Genomic DNA, 21,079 nt, shown 5'->3' on the forward strand with positions numbered 1-21,079 from the left:
TTGAGAATGAAATTAGTGGCAGGATTTATAAATTGGCAAGTTAATCGCTAAATTTACATTTTCGAAAGAGGTCTAATTATTATACTTTAAAAATAAATTTGCTGTCTAGCGATATTCTATAATTCGGTTTTGTTACAAAATCAAAACTTCAAGCTCTGCTAAAACCCTTGATTATCATTGGTTTTCATCCTAATGTATGCACTAATATTTCGAATTTCATCACACTTTTTCAAAGTTAGGAGCAACCATGAAACATTTATACGTCACGACATTGGTCGCGGTGACATTATTGGCAACAGGATGTAATACGATGAAGGGTATCGGGCAAGATATTTCTAAAGCGGGGCAAGCAATGAGTAATATTGCACAAAATACTCAAGAGAAATATTCTTATCAACAACCTCAGTATTCGCAACAGCCTCAGTACCCACAGCAACCACAATACCAACAGCCACAATATCAATCTCCTTATGGTCAACAGCAACCATATCGACCATAAACCAGATCTGATAAAAAATTATCAAATAAGCAGCTAAAATATTTCATATTTTGGCTGTTATTTTATTCAACAAAATAAATGATTATCGTTGAGCCAAACTATTAAAATTTGTTAGACTGCTAGCTTTATTTATCTGATACAAAATTTATTTTTATGTCCAATACGCATCATAGCGATACGCTCGCATTAAGTTTTGACTTGCTCAAACGTGCCTCCATTACGCCTGACGATCGAGGTTGCCAAGAACTATTGGCACAGCGTTTACAAGCACTAGACTTCCACATCGAACATCTTCCATTTGCCGAAGTCAATAATTTATGGGCAAGACGTGGTACGGCCGCCCCACTATTCTGTTTTGCGGGACATACTGACGTGGTGCCGACAGGACAACTGGATGCATGGCAATCACCACCATTTGAGCCGAGTATTCGTGATGGCAAACTCTACGCACGTGGTAGTGCCGATATGAAGACCGCTATTGCAGCGATGATAACGGCGACTGAGCGTTTTGTGCTTAAACACCCAAACCACAAAGGTTCGATTGCCTATCTCATCACCGCAGATGAAGAAGGTCCTGCCAAAAATGGTACAGTAAAAGTCGTGGAAACCTTAGAAAATCGCCAAGAAAAAATCGATTTTTGCTTAGTTGGCGAGCCGTCTTCAACTGAAAAGTTAGGTGATGTAATTAAGAATGGTCGTCGTGGTTCGCTAAACGGTGTACTTACTGTATTTGGCAAACAAGGTCACGTGGCTTATCCGCATTTGGCAGTCAATCCAATCCATCTCGCCAGTGGTGCAATTGAAAAGCTGTGTAAAGAAGTTTGGGACGATGGCAATGCCTACTTCCCTGCAACCAGTTTTCAGATTTCTAACATCCAAGCAGGCACAGGTGCAACCAATGTCATTCCTGATCGTTTAACGGTTACATTTAATTTCCGTTACAGCACAGAAGTGACGGCTGAACAATTACAGCAACGTGTTTGTGCGATTTTGGAACAATTTGGTTTAAATTATCAAATTGATTGGAATCTATCGGGCATGCCATTTTTAACGCCTGTTGGTGAATTGGTTGAAGCTGCCAATCAAGCGATTTTACAAGTACAGGGCTACAATGGACAACTGTCTACCAGTGGTGGCACATCAGATGGTCGTTTTATCGCACCGACTGGGGCACAAGTCATTGAACTCGGAGTCATTAATGCGACAATTCATCAAGTCAATGAACACGTTGATGTTGAAGATGTAGATAAATTAAGCCAGATTTATGAAATAATTTTAGAAAATTTATTAACTTAATTTTTATAGTTTTCTTGCAAAAATTTAAACCATCATGTTAAAGTTTATTTGACATGGTGGTTTATTTTTTGATTAGTCATGATAAATTCACACGACTTCAATTATACTCATCAAGGCAACAACTCAACCATAATCATATAAAAAATGATTTATTTTAATATACATGCAAAGGACGAATAATCATGCTTAAACAAATAGTTATTACTGTACTGGTTTTATTTTCACTGTATAAAGTGGTCGATTATTTTAAACATCGTGCTATGGATACACCAAGTGGCGTTATCGCACCGAATGAGCCTGTACAAGACAATTTAAGTAATGCAGCGAGTTTTAATTTTAAAGGCTACAACATGACACCCGTTGCCAATTATGAATTTAAAGCCCGTTTACTCGCCAAAGAAAACTATAGCATGGACGATTCTGCCAAACTTTCGCCTGTAGATTTAGGTATCAGTTGGGGCAAAATGTCCGACTCGGATAATCTCAAAGAAATTGATTTTAGCCAAAGCAATCGCTTTTTACATTATCGTTATTCAGAAAAATTTCCTGTCGATATTAACGAAATGCAACGCTCTGTCGCCAATGTGCATATTATTCCTGCCAACGATGATGTAGCGAAAAAAATTGCCAATTATCGTGTCGGTTCAGTGGTTCATTTGCGTGGGAAATTGGTCAATATTTCAGGGGATAATTTTGAATGGCAAACATCGACTACACGTACCGATACGGGCGGTGGAGCTTGTGAGGTGATGTTTGTTGAGCTTGCCAATTCACCATCCTCTACTGATTCGTATTGTTAAATCATTAACGTTTTTTCTGCAAATAACTTTCATTACCCAAAACTTGTTTTTCACTTAAATATTTCCAATAACGTTTGGGCAAATACTGTAAGTGTAAGCGACGATTTTTACGCTCATTAATGGTGACATTTTTAAAATAACCTTGCCAAAATTGTTGATAGCGTTGTTCATGCTCGCTATGTAGTTGTTGCGGATGATCAATCACTTCTGCATCAATATCATCGACCAGTTGCAATTGTTTGCTTTGCCATTGATAAAAAATACCATAACCACGTTTTATATCATAAATCAACCAGTCTTGGTCTTGATAGCGTTTGGCGAAATGCGACTGAATAAAGGGTAAAACATCAAAATCAGGTTCAATACGGGCAAAATAAATATCTTGCTTAGTATGCTCAAAACGCACAAATGCGGTCATTCGATGGATTTCACGCCCCATAGATTTGATAATTTTAGCAAAATCCATGACCGCAGGATGCGAATAATCTTGTAATATAAACTGTGGTTTTTGGCTATTTAATGCATATTGGATGACTTTGAAAATCGTCATTGCCACATGTGGATATTCTGATGCATTGACCATTAAAAATTGTCGGATAGCTTTTTCACCAAATAATGCAGTAATTTTATTCAAAACTCGTTGGCTATGTTGTTCATGATATTCAACATGATGACATTCATCAAACAAACCTTGCTGGTAATGATGCTGCTGTAAAATCACTAATTCAGGTTGATTTTGTAATTTATGTTGATAGACATAAAAAATCGCAGATAATAGTTCCGCAAAACCACCATGGTATAAGATCACCGTACGTGGTGCATTTTGCGAAGCCATTAAATCCAAATATTGATGCGTTACGTCGTTCATGGTCGCCTTTTAGAACAATAGCAATTGTCCGTGTCGTTCATCTTTGAATTTGGTTTCGGTTTGGCTAATCACTTCTTGGCGAAAATGATTTTTTTCTAAAGCTTGCAAATAGGGATTTGCTGTAGCCAATTGTACAAAATAGCGAGCACGATTGACCGCGGCACCCATTTTTTTCAGATGATCTAGGGTTAATTGACTGAAGCGTCTGGCTTTAATAATTTTTTTGGCAGTTTTCACCCCAATACCTGGCACACGCAAAATCGTTTCATAGTTTGCGGTCTGGATATTGACAGGAAAATGTTCACGGTGCCGTATCGCCCATGCCAATTTTGGATCGCATTCCAAATCTAAAAATTGACTACTTTCATCCACGATTTCATGAGCCTGAAAGCCATAAAACCGCATCAACCAGTCGGCTTGATATAAGCGATTTTCACGCACCATTGGCACAGCCGTACCGATTGCTGGTAAGCGACTATCATTTAGCATTGGCACATAGCCTGAATAATAGACCCGCTTTAATTGATATTTATCATAAAAATGTGATGCCAAACTGACGATTTGTAAATCTGTTTCTTGTGCTGCACCGACAATCAATTGACTGGTCTGCCCTGCTGGAGCAAATTTTGGTGCGGTTTTAAATTTACTTTTTTCTTCAGTCTGAGTCACGATTTCATCGCTAATCGCTTGCAATGGAATTTTTAGGGTATTATGATCTTTTTCGGGTGCAAGCAATGCTAAGCCCGATTTGGTGGGAATTTCCAAATTCGAACTCAAGCGATCGGCATACAATCCTGCTTGCGTAATCAACTCCGCTGACGCTTCAGGAATAACTTTAAGGTGAATATAACCACCAAAACGCTCACGAGTACGCAAAGTCTTTGCCACTTCAATCAAGCGTTCCATAGTGTAATCGGCATTTTTGAAAATACCAGAACTTAAAAATAAGCCCTCAATATAATTACGTCGATAAAATTCCATAGTCAAATTAACCACTTCTTCTACGGTAAATGCCGCACGTGGTGTGTCGTTGCTACGACGTGATGTACAATAGGCACAATCGTAAATACAATGATTGGTAAGCAGAATTTTTAACAAACTGACGCAACGGCCATCTTCTGTATAGCTATGACAAATGCCCGAACGTGAGGCGTTACCTAAGGCATCGCCTTGATTTTGTCGTGTACTACCAGACGATGAACAAGACACATCATATTTGGTAGCGTCAGCCAAAATATTCAGTTTGCCTTGCAGACGTTCAAAATTAATTGTACTCAAAGCAATGCTCCGATATCAAAAACAGTGAAAATATTTAGTCAAACAGTAGAGTGAACAAAATCATCACTATGATATTGTCGCGGTGAAATGAAATGTTATCGCAAAATAAAGTATGAAAATAAAAAGGAAAATCACATTAGAGTGTGAGTCATAGATAATATAGGGATAAATTATCGCTAATCAAGTGCTTTTTTATTATTTTTATAAATGGATTTTATCAATGTAAGGTTCTGATTTTAAAATAAAAAAGTGACTCACAAAAAGTCACTTTTTAGATTATACTGATATGCAGAATCTAGCCCTTAAGCAACAAGTGGTTTTGGATATTGGTAATGTGTGGGATTTGGCATTCTTGACCATCTACCGTCACGTATTGAAAAACAAATTTTTCACATTCTTTATCAATATCTTTTACCTCAGAAATACGCAAACGCATTGGCTCTGGCATATCGTCACATATCATCGCAAAGTTTTTATGTGCTTCATCTGTCTCTATTACCAAAGCGATCGCTTGTGTTGCATCCTGATTATTCACATGATAAGCAGGAATAAAACCGTCACGCCATTCAACCCGTTGCGTATTTGCATCAACGTTCAATGCAGAAATCACCACATTTTGTGGCAATACAATCGGTACATCGCCATAGGTTTGGATTTTATATGCTTCAATAAAACCAATTGACGTTGCAAGTAAACTTTGTACCTGTTGTTGCGACAAACCTGAGCTTGTGTTTTCTGTATTCGCTTTCATTACTCACCCATTACAATCATGTTAAAGCATCTGCTTTTTCAGTTTCTAACAATGCTTGGATCGTTGCTAGCAACTCTGTTTCTTGGAATGGTTTACCCATATAGCGATCCACACCCAAACTTAATGCATGCTCACGATGTTTCTCACCTGTACGAGACGTGATCATGATAATTGGCAAGTTTCTATCTTGATAGCCTGTACGGACATAGTTCGCCACTTCAAAACCGTCCATACGTGGCATTTCGATATCCAATAACATCAAATCAGGTTGAACGCTTGACAATTTCTCTACAGCATCTAAGCCGTCTTTGGCTGTAGCAACTTCATAACCGTGACGCTCAAGTAAACGAGAGGTAACCTTACGTACAGTAACAGAATCATCCACGACCATCACCAATTGGCGGCTTGTATTGCTACGTGCTGCATGGGTTGTATTTTGTACGTCACGCGAGCGTGTACTGCTTAATACGCGACGTGCAATATTTTGACCATCAAGAATCAAACATACACGACCATCTGCCAAAATTGTTGCACCAGCGATAAAACCAACAGATGACATCTGTTTGCCAATGGATTTGATGACGATCTGTGCACGTGAGCCAATCAATTGATCGACCTGCAATGCGATCGTACGACCTGCACTGTTAAAGATAATCACAGGTACTGATGAACCTAAGTGATTTAATACAGGCTTTGCTTGACCGTTAATAAACTCACCCACGTAGCGTAAGCGATACTGTTTTTCATCAATCTCAAAATAATCATTTTGGCTATTGAAGTATGCTTGTAACTGCTCTGGAGCGATACGTGTGATACGTTCAATTTGTGATAATGGAATCGCAAACTGCTGATCACCCACTTTCACCATCAAGGCATCCGTAACAGCCACCGTAGTCGGTACACGAATTTCAAAAGTTGTGCCTACACCTTGTTCAGAACGAACAACGACATCACCACCCAGCTCTTTAATTTCGCTAATTACAACGTCTAGACCCACACCGCGTCCAGAGATCGCTGTAACCGAATCCGCTGTACTCAAACCTGCATGGAAAATATATTGGATCATTTCATGATCTGATATTTCTGCATTTGCATCAATCAAACCATTTTTTTCAGCCTTGGCACGCACTTTTGCGACATCAATACCTTTACCGTCATCTTGCATCGATACAATGATATCGTTACCTTCACGACGAATGCTTAAGTGAATATGACCCGTTCTTGATTTACCTGCTTTGATACGATCTTCTTGATCTTCAATACCATGGTCAATCGCGTTACGTAGCATATGTTCAAAAGGCGAGTTCAAACGCTCTAAAATACTACGGTCTAGTTCACCTTCTGTATTTTCAATATGGAGTTCGACTGGACGATTCAACTGTGTTGAGGTCTGACGCACCAAACGTTGTAAACGCGGAATCATTCGATCAAAAGGAACTAGACGTGTACCCATCAAGCTTTGTTGTAATTCGCTTTGAATACGTGATTGTTGTACCAACAAGTCTTCTGTATCACGTATTTTTTCGGCAATCGTATTTTTAAAGTCAATCAAATCCGATGCTGATTCTGACAATGATTTTGATAACTGATTTAATGCTGAATATTGGTCCATTTCCAATGGATCAAATGTATCATAACGCTGAGTGGACACTTCATGGTGCTTGGTCAAAATCTGAGACTCCAGCTCACCATCCATACGACGTAACTGATCCGCAAGACGAAGAATCGTTTGCTCCATCTCACCTAAAGCAAAACTCATTTGCCCCAAGTCCATCTCTACACGCGAACGGTTGATCGCATTCTCACCAGACAAGTCGATCATTTTTTCCACCAAATCAGGTGAAATACGAATTGGCTCCCCAGCCTGTTGATCCTGTGTCTTTTCAACGACACTATACATGGCTGGTGGCGTAGAACCATCACCAATCAAACGTGTAGTTGGAACAATCGTTTCATTCGCAGTATTGTTAAGTAAATCTTCAGTAGAATAATCGATTACACTTTCTTCATAACTGATATTTGCAAACTGGCTAAGTAGATATTTCTTGCCGTCTTCTTTGCCTTGGAAAATAGCTAATTCTAACCAACCATGTGCTTGATTTAACAAATGATCGTAGCGTTCTGACTGGAATCCTGTAATCAGCACTTGCCCATAGAAATGTTCAAGGTGATAGCACATATCCGCAACTTTATCTAAGCCCGCAACGCGTGCACTTCCTTTCAAGGTATGATAAGTTCTTTGTAATACCAGTAATACGTTACGATTGGTGCGTTCATTGTACCAAAGCGAATTATATTTTTTACCTTGAGCCAATAACTCGTGTGATTCTTCAAGGAAGCTTTCTGCAATTGTTCTTTGTACATCATCATCAGCGACCAAAGCACGTGCCAGTAATGGTGGAATACCGCTTTCAATCAGTTGCGTCAGTTCGTCTTTTTCTACTTTCGCTTCAGCTTTTACAGTTTCCTTACTTTCTGTATCGGCAGTTTCTTGAACTAGAGCGGCTTTTGGCTCAACCGGTGCTGTCGCTTCGATGCTCACCGAAGCTTCTTTGCCTGTCGCAATCATTTGCAAATTCAAAAGTAAATTTGGATTTGCTTGATCGATCGACTCTTCTCTCAAGCGTTGCAAACGTGTCGCAATCTCATCTTGTGCATAACGAATCATGTTCATAGATGCAGCTGACGGCTTGAGCATACCTTTAAGTACACGATCGTAAATCGTTTCTAGCTCGTGAGCAATCTCACCTAGATAAGTAGCTTGTACCATGTTTGCACCACCTTTAAGTGTATGCAAATAACGGAATAGATTATTCAAGACCTTGGTATTCGTTGGTTCTTTTTCCCAAGCATCAAAGTCTTTATCCATACCTAAAACAAGCTCATCAGCCTCTTCTAAGAAGATATCTAGCAGATCAGCGTCAAATTCTGTATTTGCATCACCGCTGTCTTGCTCTAATGGTACAAGATTTGAAGTTAAATCTACGTCTTTTTGTGTCTGTTCATTATAAGACTGACTTTCAACTACACTTTGTACAAGATTGTCTGTATTGCTATGTTTGACAACATGGTCTTTATTTTCGTCTGAAGACTCATCTTCAGGCACTTCATTGGCACGCAACTCTGCATATAAATCGTCCGAAATACTACGCAAGTTTTCGATAAGATGACTGTCTACATGATCTACGAATTTACTCTTAAGCTGCTCAACAGTTTCTTGAATCGAATCTTTTGCGGTGACTAATGTAGTCAACTGCTCATCACTTACATCAAGGTCAGCACGCCAAATATAAGCATAAACGTTTTCTAACTCATCTGCCAATTCATTCAATTGTGTAGCATTAATCGTCGCTGTCAGACCTTTTAAGGTATGAAGATAACGGAATAGTTGCTGTGCTTTACTTTTTTCTTTATGCTTAACCCAATCATTAAAATCATAGTCAATCATTACAGCCAAGTCTTCCGCATCACGTAAGAAAGACTCGTATGTCATCTCATCAACACCAGCCTCTTCGGCTGGGCTGAGATCTGGTCGTCCAAAGCGTTGGATTGCCTCAAGTGCTTGCTCAAAATCCTCTTCGATCGACATGGTAATAATCATGTTTTGACCTGATGCCAAACCATCAAAACCACTAATCAAATAATGATGTAATGCTTGTATGCGTTCAAGCAACTCAACATCCATTGACACATCTGGATAAACTTCATAACAAGCAAGGATACTTTGGTAAATACGTTTTAAAGATACAATGACTTTGTCCAAAACTTCCGCTTGACGAGTCTTTGTATTCTTCTCTAAATCATCAGCTTCTTTCAATAATATAGCAATATAAGATTCTAAGTCCAAACGAGCCTTTTGCACAAATTCAAACTCAGCATCTAATAAATTATCAATATCAAGCTGCAATAAAGATGTAACTAATCCTTGCTGTTGCAACTCTGCATCTTCTTTCGAAAACTTGTCATGATATTCATTATAATTTGCTAATGCATTTTCAAACTCATCATATAGTTTGTCTAGTTTTGATGAGGTAGCATCTATTGAATAAGTTGTGATATAAGACTTTACATATCTGTAATAACTGTCCAACAACTGATTTTCTATATTAAGATCTTTAAATGCTTCACTTTGATGAATACGTTTAAAGATTGTCTCAACAGCAGTACTATGCTGGAATATATTTTGAATTCCCACCATACCAGAGCTACCACGAATGGTATGTACTGCCCGTACAATATCATTAATCTGACTTATACTTGGCTTTTTCTTAAAGCGTAAGTACTTAAAGATAGTATCTAAATGCTCTGCTGTTTCTTCATAATAAATGTCCAGTGTTGGATCTGTAGCATCACGATAGTCTGTATTCTGAATATTTTTGCTTGATGTGTATAAAATCAAACTCTCTTTTTCGGTGCTCAGTACTACAGTATTATTAGTAGCCTGATCTGATGGTTGATCCAACTCTTGATGAGACTCAGTATGAGATATGAGGTCAGATGCATCATCAGATTCCGTATCTAAATCTAAAGCAATATGCTCTTTCTCTAGATTTAAGACTGAAGAATTTACTTCATCATTAATTAGTTCTAAATCTTGAGTAGAATTCACTGTTTCATTCACAGCAGGTAAAGCATCCGATGAATCAGAATAATATGCTACCGCATGCTCATTATCGTCTATCGCTGATACGTCTAACTTTAGATCTTGCGGATTATCTGATGACACATGAGAATCATGTTCTAACTCAGTCGTAATGGCTGTTGATTCTTCTGCCAAATCAAGCGGCTGAATAGTCAATTCATCATCAGCCAACTCAATATTGTCGAAAGAATTTTCTTCTATTTGCTCTTTTGATCTCGTTTCATCAGCAACAATGCTAGTTTCACTCTCAGCATTATGCTCGAAGCTCTCCGTATCAAGAAGTGTGCTTTCAATTTCTGAGTGAGAAAGGTCATCTGCAAAATCATCAGATACAAAATTATTTGACACAGAATGTTCGGTATGATTATCCTGATTTGCTTGCTGTTTAAGTTGCTCTAAATGCTCTTCTACAGCATTTTTTGGTTGTACTGCAATCGTTTGACCGCTCTTCGCATTAAATAGATTATCAAGGCCTTCAAATGGCACCTGTTTATTGTTATCTGCATTTAACTGACAAGACTGCTCGTCCACATCAATATCATTGAGTGGCGTATTATCATCAAATCTTATGATCTCATCTGTTCGATCTAATACTTGCTGATCCTTATCAGCATTTAACTCACAGGATTGCTCATCTAAATCAATCTCATCGAGTGGCGTATTGTCATCAAATCGTATGACTTCATTTGCTTGATCCGTAGAATATTTATTATTTTTAGAATAATCAAGGTTAAATATATCTTTGGATTGGGATAAATTTGGACTATCTTTAGATAAGACCTCATCTAAATCATCATCTAACGGCAATGGCGTATTGTCATCAAATCGTAAAACGTCGTCAAATCGTACAGTTTTTGTCAGATGACTTACACTAGCTGCATCTTCTTGGCTCAACGAAGATGCTTCTGTTTCAATAGCATCCGTTTCGGTATCCATTGAATGTTCTGACACAACATCTTGATGAATTGGTGTGATAATTTCAATGTTGTCGGCAATATTATCAGTATGATGAGTGTGTGCCAAATCAATTTCGCTACCAACGCCCAAGTCAATCTCGGTAACAGCGTTCTGAGTTTCATCACTGTCCGACATATTCGGCAATTGAAGATCTTTATAATAATTAACAGTATATTCTAAATCTTCATCTAATGGTGTGCCATCACGTAGCATTTTGGCTGCTAAAATAAATGGTCGAAATTCAACCTGATGTATCGCAACATCTTTAAAATCTTGGATTAAATAGTTTTCATAAAGCTTGGCTACAGAGAGAACTAATTTTTGAATATCATTATTCAAAGGAACGCTATCAGCAATTACACGGTTTAATAGCTCTTCAACTGACCAAGCTAGTTCACCTGATTGCAAAGCACCTGCCATGCGACCAGAACCTTTGAGCGTATGATAGGCACGACGAATGTCTTTTAAAACAGCTTGTTGATCAGGATTTTCTATCCAGTTAGGAATAGCTTCTTCTAGAAGCTCGATGATTTCTTCGACTTCTTCTACAAAAATTTCACGGATGTCTGGATCCTGATCTATCAAATGATCAGTCGGAAGCTCAATTTGACTAACAAGCTGTCTTACATGTTCATTCATCGTCTTTAATTCTTCTCTAAATCTTCAAGCTTTGAAAAATCACATCACAAAACTTAAATGTTTACACATCATGTGTTCGTTATAAGAAAAGATGATTTAAAAAGTGTTGTCTGATCAAATCATCTTTCCTATTCGGTTTAGGCATTTTCAGGAAGTTTAAAGTCCGTTACAGACTCACGTAAAGCTTCCGCCATCTGTGCCAATTCAGTAACCGAACGTGCCGCTTCCATTGTCGAAGATGTTGTCTGATGGGTAATATCTTGAACAACATTCATGGTCTGTGCAATATGAGTCGCTGAGCTTGCCTGTTCACGTGCTGAGTCTGAGATGTTCTCAATCAGGTTCGCCAACGTACCAGATACACTTTGAATCTCATCCAAAGCAACACCCGCATCTTTTGCAAGTGTCGTACCACGCACAACTTCCGTTGTGGTCAATTCCATTGAAGATACGGCTTCATTTGTATCTGCTTGAATGGTTTTTACCAGTGATTCAATCTGTTTTGTTGCGGCAGTTGAACGCTCTGCAAGACGTTGTACCTCATCGGCAACGACCGCAAAACCACGACCAGCCTCACCTGCCATCGACGCTTGAATTGCGGCGTTCAATGCCAAGATGTTAGTTTGGTCAGCAATATCGTTAATCAAAGAGACGATGTTACCAATCTCTTGTGAAGACTCACCCAAACGCTTAATACGTTTTGATGTTTCTTGGATCTGTTCACGAATGGTATCCATCCCTTGAATAGTACGGTTTACCACGTTTGCACCATTTGCTGCGATACCTACCGAACGTTTTGCTACATCTGCTGATTCTGATGCATTCATAGATACGTTATCGATAGATGTTGCCATCTGCATGATTGCATTAGATGCACTGGCAATTTCTTGTGCATTGTGCTCAGATGCTTCAGACAATTGCATGGTGATATTTTGTGTTTCTTGGGAATATTTAGAAATTTCTTCTGATGTTGCGTTAATACGCGATACCAAGTCACGGATCTGGTCAATCGCAAAGTTGATTGAGTCGGCAATTGCACCCGTAAAATCTTCAGATACCGTCGCATGAGAACGTAAATCACCTTCTGCCAAATCGGCAATCTCATCTAGCAAACGCAAAATCGCGTTTTGGTTACGATCATACTCTTGTTGTAAGTTAACAACGCGTTGACTGTCGGCATTGTTACGCAGCTTCAATAACTGGTATAAAGCATAAGCCAAGATCGCTACAGCAAGTAAGAACAGGAATGATAAAATGGCAATCGCAACATAAGATTTACCCGAGAAATCTTCTGTAGTTGCCAAAATCGCATCTGATTTAGCAGAAATGTCTGTCGCTGCTTTACGCACTTCAATCATTTTGCTTGGATCTTTCAGATTACCATTGGTGCTTTTTATGATTGCTTCATATTCTGCTTTAATACTTTCTAAGGTCTTACGTAGCTGGGGTTGAGCTACCGCAACCACACCTAGTTCCATGCTACCGCTAAGCTGAGCATTTAAGTATTTGTTAAAAGTTTCTGCATCAGCATTGAAGTTTTCTGCACCTTCTAGAGAATAGTCAGCACCTGTCAGTAATGCATTCAGTGATCTTAAAATACGCTCACTCAAGTAAACTTGGTTTTTAGCCAGTGCAACCTGCGATGCTGGATAGCCCGCACGTGTCATTTCATCTGCCAACAGGTTATATTCTGTCTGAATACCTGGTATTGCTTCAGTAACCTGTACACCAGTCGCTTGAAGATTCTTGATCAATGCTTGATTTGAAAGGATTTTATTTACAGAATCGTCAATTGCTTGAACATCAGTTTCGAGTTGATCCGCTTTATCCTGACTTGCTTTACTTTTTATGGTTTGCAATGCATCTTTAAATTTTTGTTGATTTTGAGTCAAAGCTGACAATGTTTTTTCGTCGCCTCGTGATGCTGCTTCAGTTGCTTGTTTGGCTATTTGTTGAGAGAGTAAGCGTACATCACCTAGGCTTTCTGCCAAGCGTGTTTCTCGATTGTTCGCCCAAAGAATTGAAAAAAACAAAATTAACGCAACTACGGCTGATACGATCAACAGAATAAGATATCTTAATGCTTGTTGCCTATCTCCACCAAAGAACATGATAAAACGATCTAAAAGTCCGTTGCTAGATCTTGTCTGATCGTTTTTATTTTTTCCTACGCCCAAGCCCATACAAGCTCTCCCATAAATTGATTACTATACCATACTACAAAGATGGTGACATAAACTCTTGACTATTAAACAATTCTCTCAGCATAAATACATGCCAAATCTCATTTTGATGTACAAAATAACCTTGACAATATTTTTTGATCGACTCATCTAAGTCATACGCTTCTCTAAAATAACTTTGAGTATTAAAGTGTTGAATACCATACACTTTATCTACAATGACACCACTATAATGCTCAAGATGATTCAGACACATGACTTTGCTGTTTTGATCCACATCAGCCCCCACGTGCTTGACGAAAGCGGGTAAGTGAAATACTGAAAGCAGACGCCCCCTTAGGTTGGCTATACCGCACGCCCAGTTTTTGGTGTTGGGGATTTGTGTCAATTCGGGAACATAAATCACTTCATTGACATCACCTAATGGTGCTACAAAGTATTGACCAAGCATCTCGAAAGCCACACCAGACCAAGTGTTCTCAGCATCCACTTGGTTTAGCTGAGTTTTACGACCGCGGTCTGACAGACGTAGAAGCTCAATAAATCCCTTTGCTGCCATAGTCGTTACTTCGCATTCAAGTAAAAGTTAATCACTTCAATCAGCTTTGCTTCTTCTATGGGTTTGACAAGGTAATCTTTTGCACCTTGTCTTTTACCCCACAGACGATCTGTCGCCTGATCTTTAGTACTGACAATAATCACTGGAATATGCTGGGTTGCAGCATTTCTTGTAATCTGTCTAGTCGCTTGAAACCCATTCATGCCAGGCATTACCACATCCATCAACACGAGATCTGGTAAAGCTGTTTTTGCCATTTCAACACCATCTGTACCGTTTACCGCTTCGATCGTGTTAAAACCATTCTTTGAAAGAATTTCTTTAAAACGGAATGTTTCAGTTGGTGAATCATCAACTATCAGTATACTTGCCATACAACCCTTCTACCTAATGATTTGATTTTATATCAATATCAAGCTGTTAAGCATTGACGTGGTTATCAATCGCTTCAAATAGCTCTTCTTTACTAAACGGCTTGGTTAAATATTGCTCAGAACCTACAATACGACCTTTCGCTTGATCGAACAAACCATCTTTACTTGATAACATAATGACTGGAATGTTTTGGTAATTCTGATTATTTTTAATTAATGAACATGTTTGATAACCATCAAGACGTGGCATCATAATATCGATAAAAATAATGTCAGGACTGTTCTGTGCAATTTTTGCTAAAGCATCAAATCCATCCACTGCTGTCACGACTTGGCACCCCTCACGCTCAAGCAAAGTTTCAGCTGTACGACGAATGGTTTTTGAATCATCAATAATCATGACTTTCAAATTGCGAAGTTTATCTTCCATTTTTAATTCTCACGGCAAAAATGTGGTAACTGAAATAAGCGAAAGCTTACATCTAGACTTAGGCTATATTTCTATCATACTTTTACAAAATATACTAGTCAAACTTCAAAAACATTACATAATTATGTGAACTAAACACATTAAATGCACAACTACATTTAGCAAGGTTGTATTCACTATTTTGCTAGGCTATAGCAGTTAGAGAGAACGATCCTGTCAAAAATCACACCATCCTCCATAACATGACCAGTTATTTTATGTTTTATGTCTTTATTCAACTACGACCGCATTGACAAGATGTTTGACACCTGCATCTATCTCATACGCAATCAGTTGTCCACCCCAAACACAACCACCATCTAAGGCAATCGCGTGTGCTGCGATCTCTTTACCTTGTAATGCTGCCCAATGTCCAAACAAAATTTTATGCGTATCAATCATATGTGGCGTATGTTCAAACCAAGGACGAAAACCTTTAGGCATTTCATCATCCAAGCCTTCTTTAAACTTTAACTCCAACCGACCTATCTTTGAAGTTAAACGCATACGCGTAAAATAATTGGTAATCAGTCGCAAACGCTCAAATCCCTGCAAATCATCTTGCCACGCGTCAGGCTCACTACCATACATATTTTGCAAAAACTCATCCAAACACATCAAATCAGCACTTAGAGTTTGTTCGACTTCTCGTGCGTAATGTTTAGCTTGAGCAAGGCTCCAAATATGTGGAATGCCTGCATGAGTCAAAACGTGCTGCTCATCAATTTCAATCAATAAAGGCTGTTTTCGTAACCAATCGATCAAATCGCTGCCATCTACCGCATCAAAAATAGCTTGAGTACGATCTTTGTCTTTGATTTTTTTAATACCTCGACCACAAGCAATCAAGGTCAGATCGTGATTACCTAATACTGTTGCGGCTGCACCCTGCTCGACTAATTTCTTCACAAAACGCAAGCAAGACAATGAGTCTTCGCCACGTGCAACCAAGTCACCAGCAAAATAAATAAAATCTTGGCTTGGATCAAATTGGATATGCTTTAATAACGCTTTCAATGATGCAAAACAACCTTGCAAATCACCAATCACAAAACGACGTCTTTTCATTATTTCACTCTTTAAAATACTTTTTCACACTATTTTTCAATTAAAAGATGACATTTTCATTACAAGCACAGCATTACAGCATCTCATTTGCCAAAGCCACAAAGTCTTTTAAGCTCAAGGTTTCTGGACGAGCCATTTCATCGACATTGGCACGTACAAAGGCATCTTCTTTTAACATGCCTTTTAGGCTATTACGTAAAGTTTTACGGCGTTGAGTGAAGACATGAGCCACCAATTGAGCGAATTTTTTTTCATTATCCGCTTTCACAGGTTTTTCCTGATATGGGATTAAGCGAAACACAGCACTGGTCACTTTTGGTGGTGGGTTAAACGCCCCTGCTGGCACTTCAAACAAATACATCGCTTGGCAATGATATTGAATCATCACTGACAAACGCCCATATTCTTTGGTTTTTGGCTGTGCAGTAATCCGCTCTACCACTTCTTTTTGTAGCATAAAATGCATATCATCAATGACTTGGGCATTTTCTAACAAATGAAAAAGTAGAGGCGTAGAAATATTGTACGGCAAATTACCGACTATTCTTAATTTTTTATCAGTAAAAAGTGTCGCAAAATCAAACTTTAACGCATCGGCTTCGACAATTTTTAAACGCTCTGGATGTGGTACACGACTCGGCAAACCTGCTGCCAAATCACGGTCTAGCTCAACCACGGTCAGGGCATCAACTTCTTGAATCAGCGGTGCAGTCAATGCTGCTAAACCCGGTCCAATCTCAATCACCGCATCATCACGACGTGGATTGACCGCACGCACGATTTTTTCAATCACACGTTGATCATGTAAGAAGTTTTGTCCAAAGCGTTTGCGAGCTTGATGCCCTTCGTCTTTGGGATTTAAGGGATTGATTTGGTACATATTTACCCCAATGCGTTCACTTGTCACAGCATTTTTTAAAAAATTAATCTGACGGACAAGTATAATGCAATAAGCTTTTTTCTGCTTGCATTTTTTTGGGCAATGCGACGTTATTGACCATTTTCATCAGGTCAAATTTATAAATCACATTATTATTGTGATAATCATCAGCAGGGGTTTCGGTATCAGGCTTTTTGATACGATAACTATTATCCAAAGTATTAAATGTATAATCTTTTAGAAAAAAATCATTGGACATAAAATCAAGTTCTTTTTCAAGTTTTACATCTTCATCCAAAGGGTTATAATCTTTACCATTGGCATTAAAATATACCGAATCAGGCAATTGATTTAATCGGATTTGGCTAATTTGTTTTAGAAATTCACTATCTTCTTCACCCAAAGACGATATAGGCTCTTTTGTATAATACTGCCCTTCTTCTCGCTGTACTTTATTGGGTTTTGCACCAATATCCACCACTAATGCCAGTGGAATTTCAATATCTCTTTCTCTTTGCGGTTTAAGATTTTGTAGGATGATATCATTATACTTTTGACCAAATTTATAATCATAACATTGGGTATGATTACTTTCATCATTCCCTACAAATAAAGATAAATTATTTAAAATAACCGGAATATTGGCAATATAAGGCCATTTTGTACAATTGGCATTATCATTGACCACTTTAAAAAATACTTTATTATTTGTACCGATACTCACCCGACCAAAACCACCTAAATCACCATCCACCATTATACGCATCCCCGATTTAATCTTTGGATTATAACGTGCATATATGGCATAAGGATAATCAGGCTTTTCCATTTTAAGCCGAATCACATCACCATCTACCGCCCAAGTACCTGCCAACATAGTACCAAAAGCAGCAATCGCAAAACGATGGTCTGGATAAAGTACAATCGTTGTTCCACCCGAATCAGGCGACGTCGCACGAGTGCTATACGCACCGACTGGGTCAAATGCTTTGGCATAGGCAAAGGTACTGCATAAGGTTACGCTTAAAGCCAGTGTAGAAATGTGTTGTATTGACTTTTTCATTTTGAATATCCTTAAATCATGATGATTTACTGTAATCTATTTTTTATACAAAAGCGATGTGAAATAATGAAAATTTTAACTTTTTTACCATCATAAAGTCGTATCAACCACTTGCCAATACGACTTTATTTTTTGATTAGTATGTCAACACACCCTAATATACTTGCCAATATTTCCCAGATAATTCAAGCAAATGTTGTTTTAGCTGTTGCATTGCCATACCACGATGGCTGATTTGATTTTTTTCCGCTTTTGCCATTTCCGCACTGGATTTACCCAATTCAGGCAACCAAAATAACGGATCATAACCAAAGCCTTGCTCGCCTTTGGCTTCTGCCAAAATTTCACCATGCCAAATACCGTGACAAAGAATCGGCAAAGGGTCATCAGCATGACGCACCATCGCCAAAACACAGACAAATAAGCCGGTAATCTGTGGATTTTCGGCACGAAATGGCAGCAATTCTTGTAATAATTTTTGATTATTGGCAGCATCATTGCCATGCTCGCCAGCATAACGTGCTGAATAAATGCCAGGGGCATTATCCAAAATCGGCACAACCAAGCCTGAATCATCGGCAATCGCTGGCAAGCCCGAAAGACGTGATGCATGACGGGCTTTGATAATCGCATTTTCCACAAAGCTTAAGCCATCTTCCACCGCATCATCAATATTCAGCTGACCTTGTGGAATGATTTCCAATTGTAGATGCTGTTCACTTTCGCTAAGCTGTTGAAATAAATATTCAAATTCTGCGAGTTTGCCTTTATTATTACTAGCGAGAACGATTTTTTGATGGTTTGACATAAAATACGACCTATTCAATTCATACCCTATCATAACTGATATAGGTGTTTGATTCAAAGTCAGTACCTAATTTTCATCTCAGATAAAAATTTTATTGCAATAAAAAAGTGACTCACCACATGGATAAGCCACTTTCTTCATTTACATAAATTTTACGGTTTATGGCTGAGCTTGATACATTTGTTCTGGTTTGACAACGATCCAACCCTGATCTGCATCAGCTTTTAAACCCAATTTTTGTTGTGTTTCAGCCGATTGTTTACGCCAGTTTGCCATTTTCTCAGTATATTTGGCTTTTCGATCTACCCAAATTCGTAAGCCACCTTTTTCCATATCTGTGCCATTGAGCAACATATAGCCGTCAGAATAAGTGGTATCACCACCAGTCATAATCGGCTTACGCCACTGATCAATCCAACCTGTAATCGAACCCAGCTTGCCTTCAAACCACGTCATTGGATTCATCAAATATGATGTAAATTGCATATTTTCCATATTATAAGCTTGATTATATTTACCACGCTTGATTTGCAAACGTGATGTATCATATTGATTGTTTGTGTGATTTTTAAGTAATACGTTTACACCGATAACATTTTCAGGTTTTACATTATAGCCATATTTTTTATCTGCGATGACCATACGGGCAATTTCTTCATTTGCCGCAGTCATTACATAGACGTTAATACCATTTTCTTGTAATTTATTATACAGTTCTTGCATAGCAGGAAATAATTTTGGTGCTTTAATCGTGCCATCAACCATTTTATCTCCGCTATAATAGCGTGTATTTAATACTTTCTGTTCTGCCAATGCTTTATCAACCAATGGTTTCACGTCTTTTAGCTTTAAACCTGAAAATGATTGTGCAATCCATGGGTAGCACACCAAATCATCAATTTCACACAATCGTGAATAATAAGAATACAAGCTTTCTTTTTCAGTCGCAGTGTCTTTAAATGGAATCAATTTTAAAGCTGGATCTAAATTTTCTCGAGTTAAAACTTTATTCTGCTCAAGATAAACCAACATATATTCAGTCAAATCATACTGATAGCTGGTGTTATCCATATCAAATACTGCATATTCATTTTGGTTTTTATGCTTCTCGATAAATTGGTTGAGCTGTGTGGCTTGTTCAGGTGACCAATGCTTTAACTCTGTTTGGGCAAAGATCATTTGCGATGCACAAAGTATAGATAGGCATAATCCCGCTTTGGATAACTGTTTGATTGCAATAGAACGCATTGTATAACTCCATGTAAAATGACAAGATTTTGATCATTAGCTTGATTTAAATCTTGTTTTTGATTTTGGTAGCGTGAGTATAAATGAAAAACCTAAAACTAAATTGACAGTTTGATGACATCATTTATCTAATATAGACAGCGTGCATCTTTGAGATTTATTGCACGATGAGTATAATTTTACTCTCAAATTCATTTATACAATCATTAGGACGTTTTTGCAATACATAGATTTGCCAAATGTGCGTACCCCAATGTTCAGCTTGGCTATAATCAATACAAACTTGATCACCGACTTCAAGTGTCGAAAAAGCAAAATCTTTATTTAATTTTAATTGCTGTTGTTGATTTTGAAAATACCAATATGTGCGTGTAGATTTATTTTCAGAAATACTGACTTCTTGGGTGAATAAACCGCAAAATTGTTGTTTTGGAAATGATTTAAAAATACTTGATTTAATTAAATTATGGCTATATAGCAAGCTAGCAATCAATATCATATTAGCAACAACCAAAGCCAAAAATTGATTTTTATTTTTCACTTTCCCAATCAAAAATAGATTAAAAACAATCGGTAAAATAGTATATAAAAATGTTGTTAAAATACCGAAATAATCTTGGATAGACCTCTTGCGAAAGTTTTGATATAATGACAAGATGAGATACGAAACAATCAAGGGCTTTAGCGACAGCCAATT

General features: G+C 38.1%; 17 protein-coding genes. 3 read left to right on the forward strand and 14 right to left on the reverse strand.

What is annotated here, in order from left to right; translation table 11 throughout:
- Positions 1–247 precede the first annotated feature (247 nt).
- From ACEYX7_RS07360 to ACEYX7_RS07370, 3 genes are all read left to right on the forward strand, one after another.
- The gene (locus ACEYX7_RS07360; protein WP_374804580.1) at positions 248–499 is read left to right on the forward strand and encodes an entericidin A/B family lipoprotein; all 252 of its coding nucleotides are present in this window, start codon (positions 248–250) and stop codon (positions 497–499) included.
- 153 nt (positions 500–652) lie between these two features.
- On the forward strand, positions 653–1,795 hold the full coding sequence (dapE, locus tag ACEYX7_RS07365; protein ID WP_374804578.1) for a succinyl-diaminopimelate desuccinylase: 1,143 nt from the start codon (positions 653–655) through the stop codon (positions 1,793–1,795).
- A gap of 182 nt (positions 1,796–1,977) precedes the next feature.
- On the forward strand, positions 1,978–2,595 hold the full coding sequence (locus ACEYX7_RS07370; protein WP_374804576.1) for a hypothetical protein: 618 nt from the start codon (positions 1,978–1,980) through the stop codon (positions 2,593–2,595).
- A gap of 4 nt (positions 2,596–2,599) precedes the next feature.
- On the opposite strand, the gene ACEYX7_RS07375 is transcribed toward ACEYX7_RS07370, so the two are convergent.
- The 14 genes from ACEYX7_RS07375 to ACEYX7_RS07440 form a co-directional block, all read right to left on the reverse strand.
- Complete coding sequence (locus ACEYX7_RS07375; protein WP_374804575.1) at positions 2,600–3,463, reverse strand: TIGR03915 family putative DNA repair protein; 864 nt, start codon at positions 3,461–3,463, stop codon at positions 2,600–2,602.
- Between the two features lie 9 nt (positions 3,464–3,472).
- Positions 3,473–4,741: a putative DNA modification/repair radical SAM protein gene (locus ACEYX7_RS07380; protein ID WP_374900382.1), complete on the reverse strand. Its 1,269-nt coding sequence runs from the start codon at positions 4,739–4,741 to the stop codon at positions 3,473–3,475.
- 295 nt (positions 4,742–5,036) lie between these two features.
- Positions 5,037–5,492, reverse strand: coding sequence for a hypothetical protein (locus ACEYX7_RS07385; protein ID WP_374804573.1), 456 nt, complete (start codon positions 5,490–5,492; stop codon positions 5,037–5,039).
- A 16-nt stretch (positions 5,493–5,508) separates the two neighbouring features.
- Positions 5,509–11,730, reverse strand: coding sequence for an Hpt domain-containing protein (locus ACEYX7_RS07390; protein WP_374804572.1), 6,222 nt, complete (start codon positions 11,728–11,730; stop codon positions 5,509–5,511).
- A gap of 137 nt (positions 11,731–11,867) precedes the next feature.
- The gene (locus ACEYX7_RS07395) at positions 11,868–13,913 is read right to left on the reverse strand and encodes a methyl-accepting chemotaxis protein (protein ID WP_374804570.1); all 2,046 of its coding nucleotides are present in this window, start codon (positions 13,911–13,913) and stop codon (positions 11,868–11,870) included.
- A 34-nt stretch (positions 13,914–13,947) separates the two neighbouring features.
- Complete coding sequence (locus tag ACEYX7_RS07400; protein ID WP_374804569.1) at positions 13,948–14,472, reverse strand: chemotaxis protein CheW; 525 nt, start codon at positions 14,470–14,472, stop codon at positions 13,948–13,950.
- Positions 14,473–14,477: 5 nt separating this feature from the next.
- Entirely contained in the window at positions 14,478–14,846 is a 369-nt protein-coding gene (locus ACEYX7_RS07405) for a response regulator (RefSeq protein ID WP_374804567.1), read from the reverse strand.
- 46 nt (positions 14,847–14,892) lie between these two features.
- Positions 14,893–15,276, reverse strand: coding sequence for a twitching motility response regulator PilG (gene pilG / locus ACEYX7_RS07410; protein ID WP_374804565.1), 384 nt, complete (start codon positions 15,274–15,276; stop codon positions 14,893–14,895).
- A 270-nt stretch (positions 15,277–15,546) separates the two neighbouring features.
- Positions 15,547–16,383 (reverse strand): symmetrical bis(5'-nucleosyl)-tetraphosphatase, encoded by an 837-nt coding sequence (locus ACEYX7_RS07415; protein ID WP_374900384.1) that lies wholly within the window; start codon positions 16,381–16,383, stop codon positions 15,547–15,549.
- Between the two features lie 73 nt (positions 16,384–16,456).
- On the reverse strand, positions 16,457–17,263 hold the full coding sequence (rsmA, locus tag ACEYX7_RS07420) for a 16S rRNA (adenine(1518)-N(6)/adenine(1519)-N(6))-dimethyltransferase RsmA (RefSeq protein WP_374804562.1): 807 nt from the start codon (positions 17,261–17,263) through the stop codon (positions 16,457–16,459).
- Between the two features lie 43 nt (positions 17,264–17,306).
- Positions 17,307–18,326 carry a hypothetical protein gene (locus ACEYX7_RS07425; protein ID WP_374900385.1) on the reverse strand — a complete coding sequence of 340 codons (1,020 nt, stop codon included), beginning with the start codon at positions 18,324–18,326 and terminating at the stop codon, positions 17,307–17,309.
- 154 nt (positions 18,327–18,480) lie between these two features.
- A complete protein-coding gene (rdgB, locus tag ACEYX7_RS07430) occupies positions 18,481–19,134 on the reverse strand; it encodes an RdgB/HAM1 family non-canonical purine NTP pyrophosphatase (protein ID WP_374804558.1) in 654 nt (217 codons plus the stop codon).
- A gap of 159 nt (positions 19,135–19,293) precedes the next feature.
- A complete protein-coding gene (locus ACEYX7_RS07435) occupies positions 19,294–20,382 on the reverse strand; it encodes a hypothetical protein (protein WP_374804556.1) in 1,089 nt (362 codons plus the stop codon).
- A 157-nt stretch (positions 20,383–20,539) separates the two neighbouring features.
- Positions 20,540–21,079, reverse strand: a 540-nt coding sequence (locus tag ACEYX7_RS07440; protein ID WP_374900387.1) for a hypothetical protein, incomplete at its 5' end; no start/stop codon positions are given.

It is taken from the genome of Hubeiibacter jixunmingi (assembly GCF_041928215.1).
Taxonomy (GTDB): domain Bacteria; phylum Pseudomonadota; class Gammaproteobacteria; order Pseudomonadales; family Moraxellaceae; genus Acinetobacter.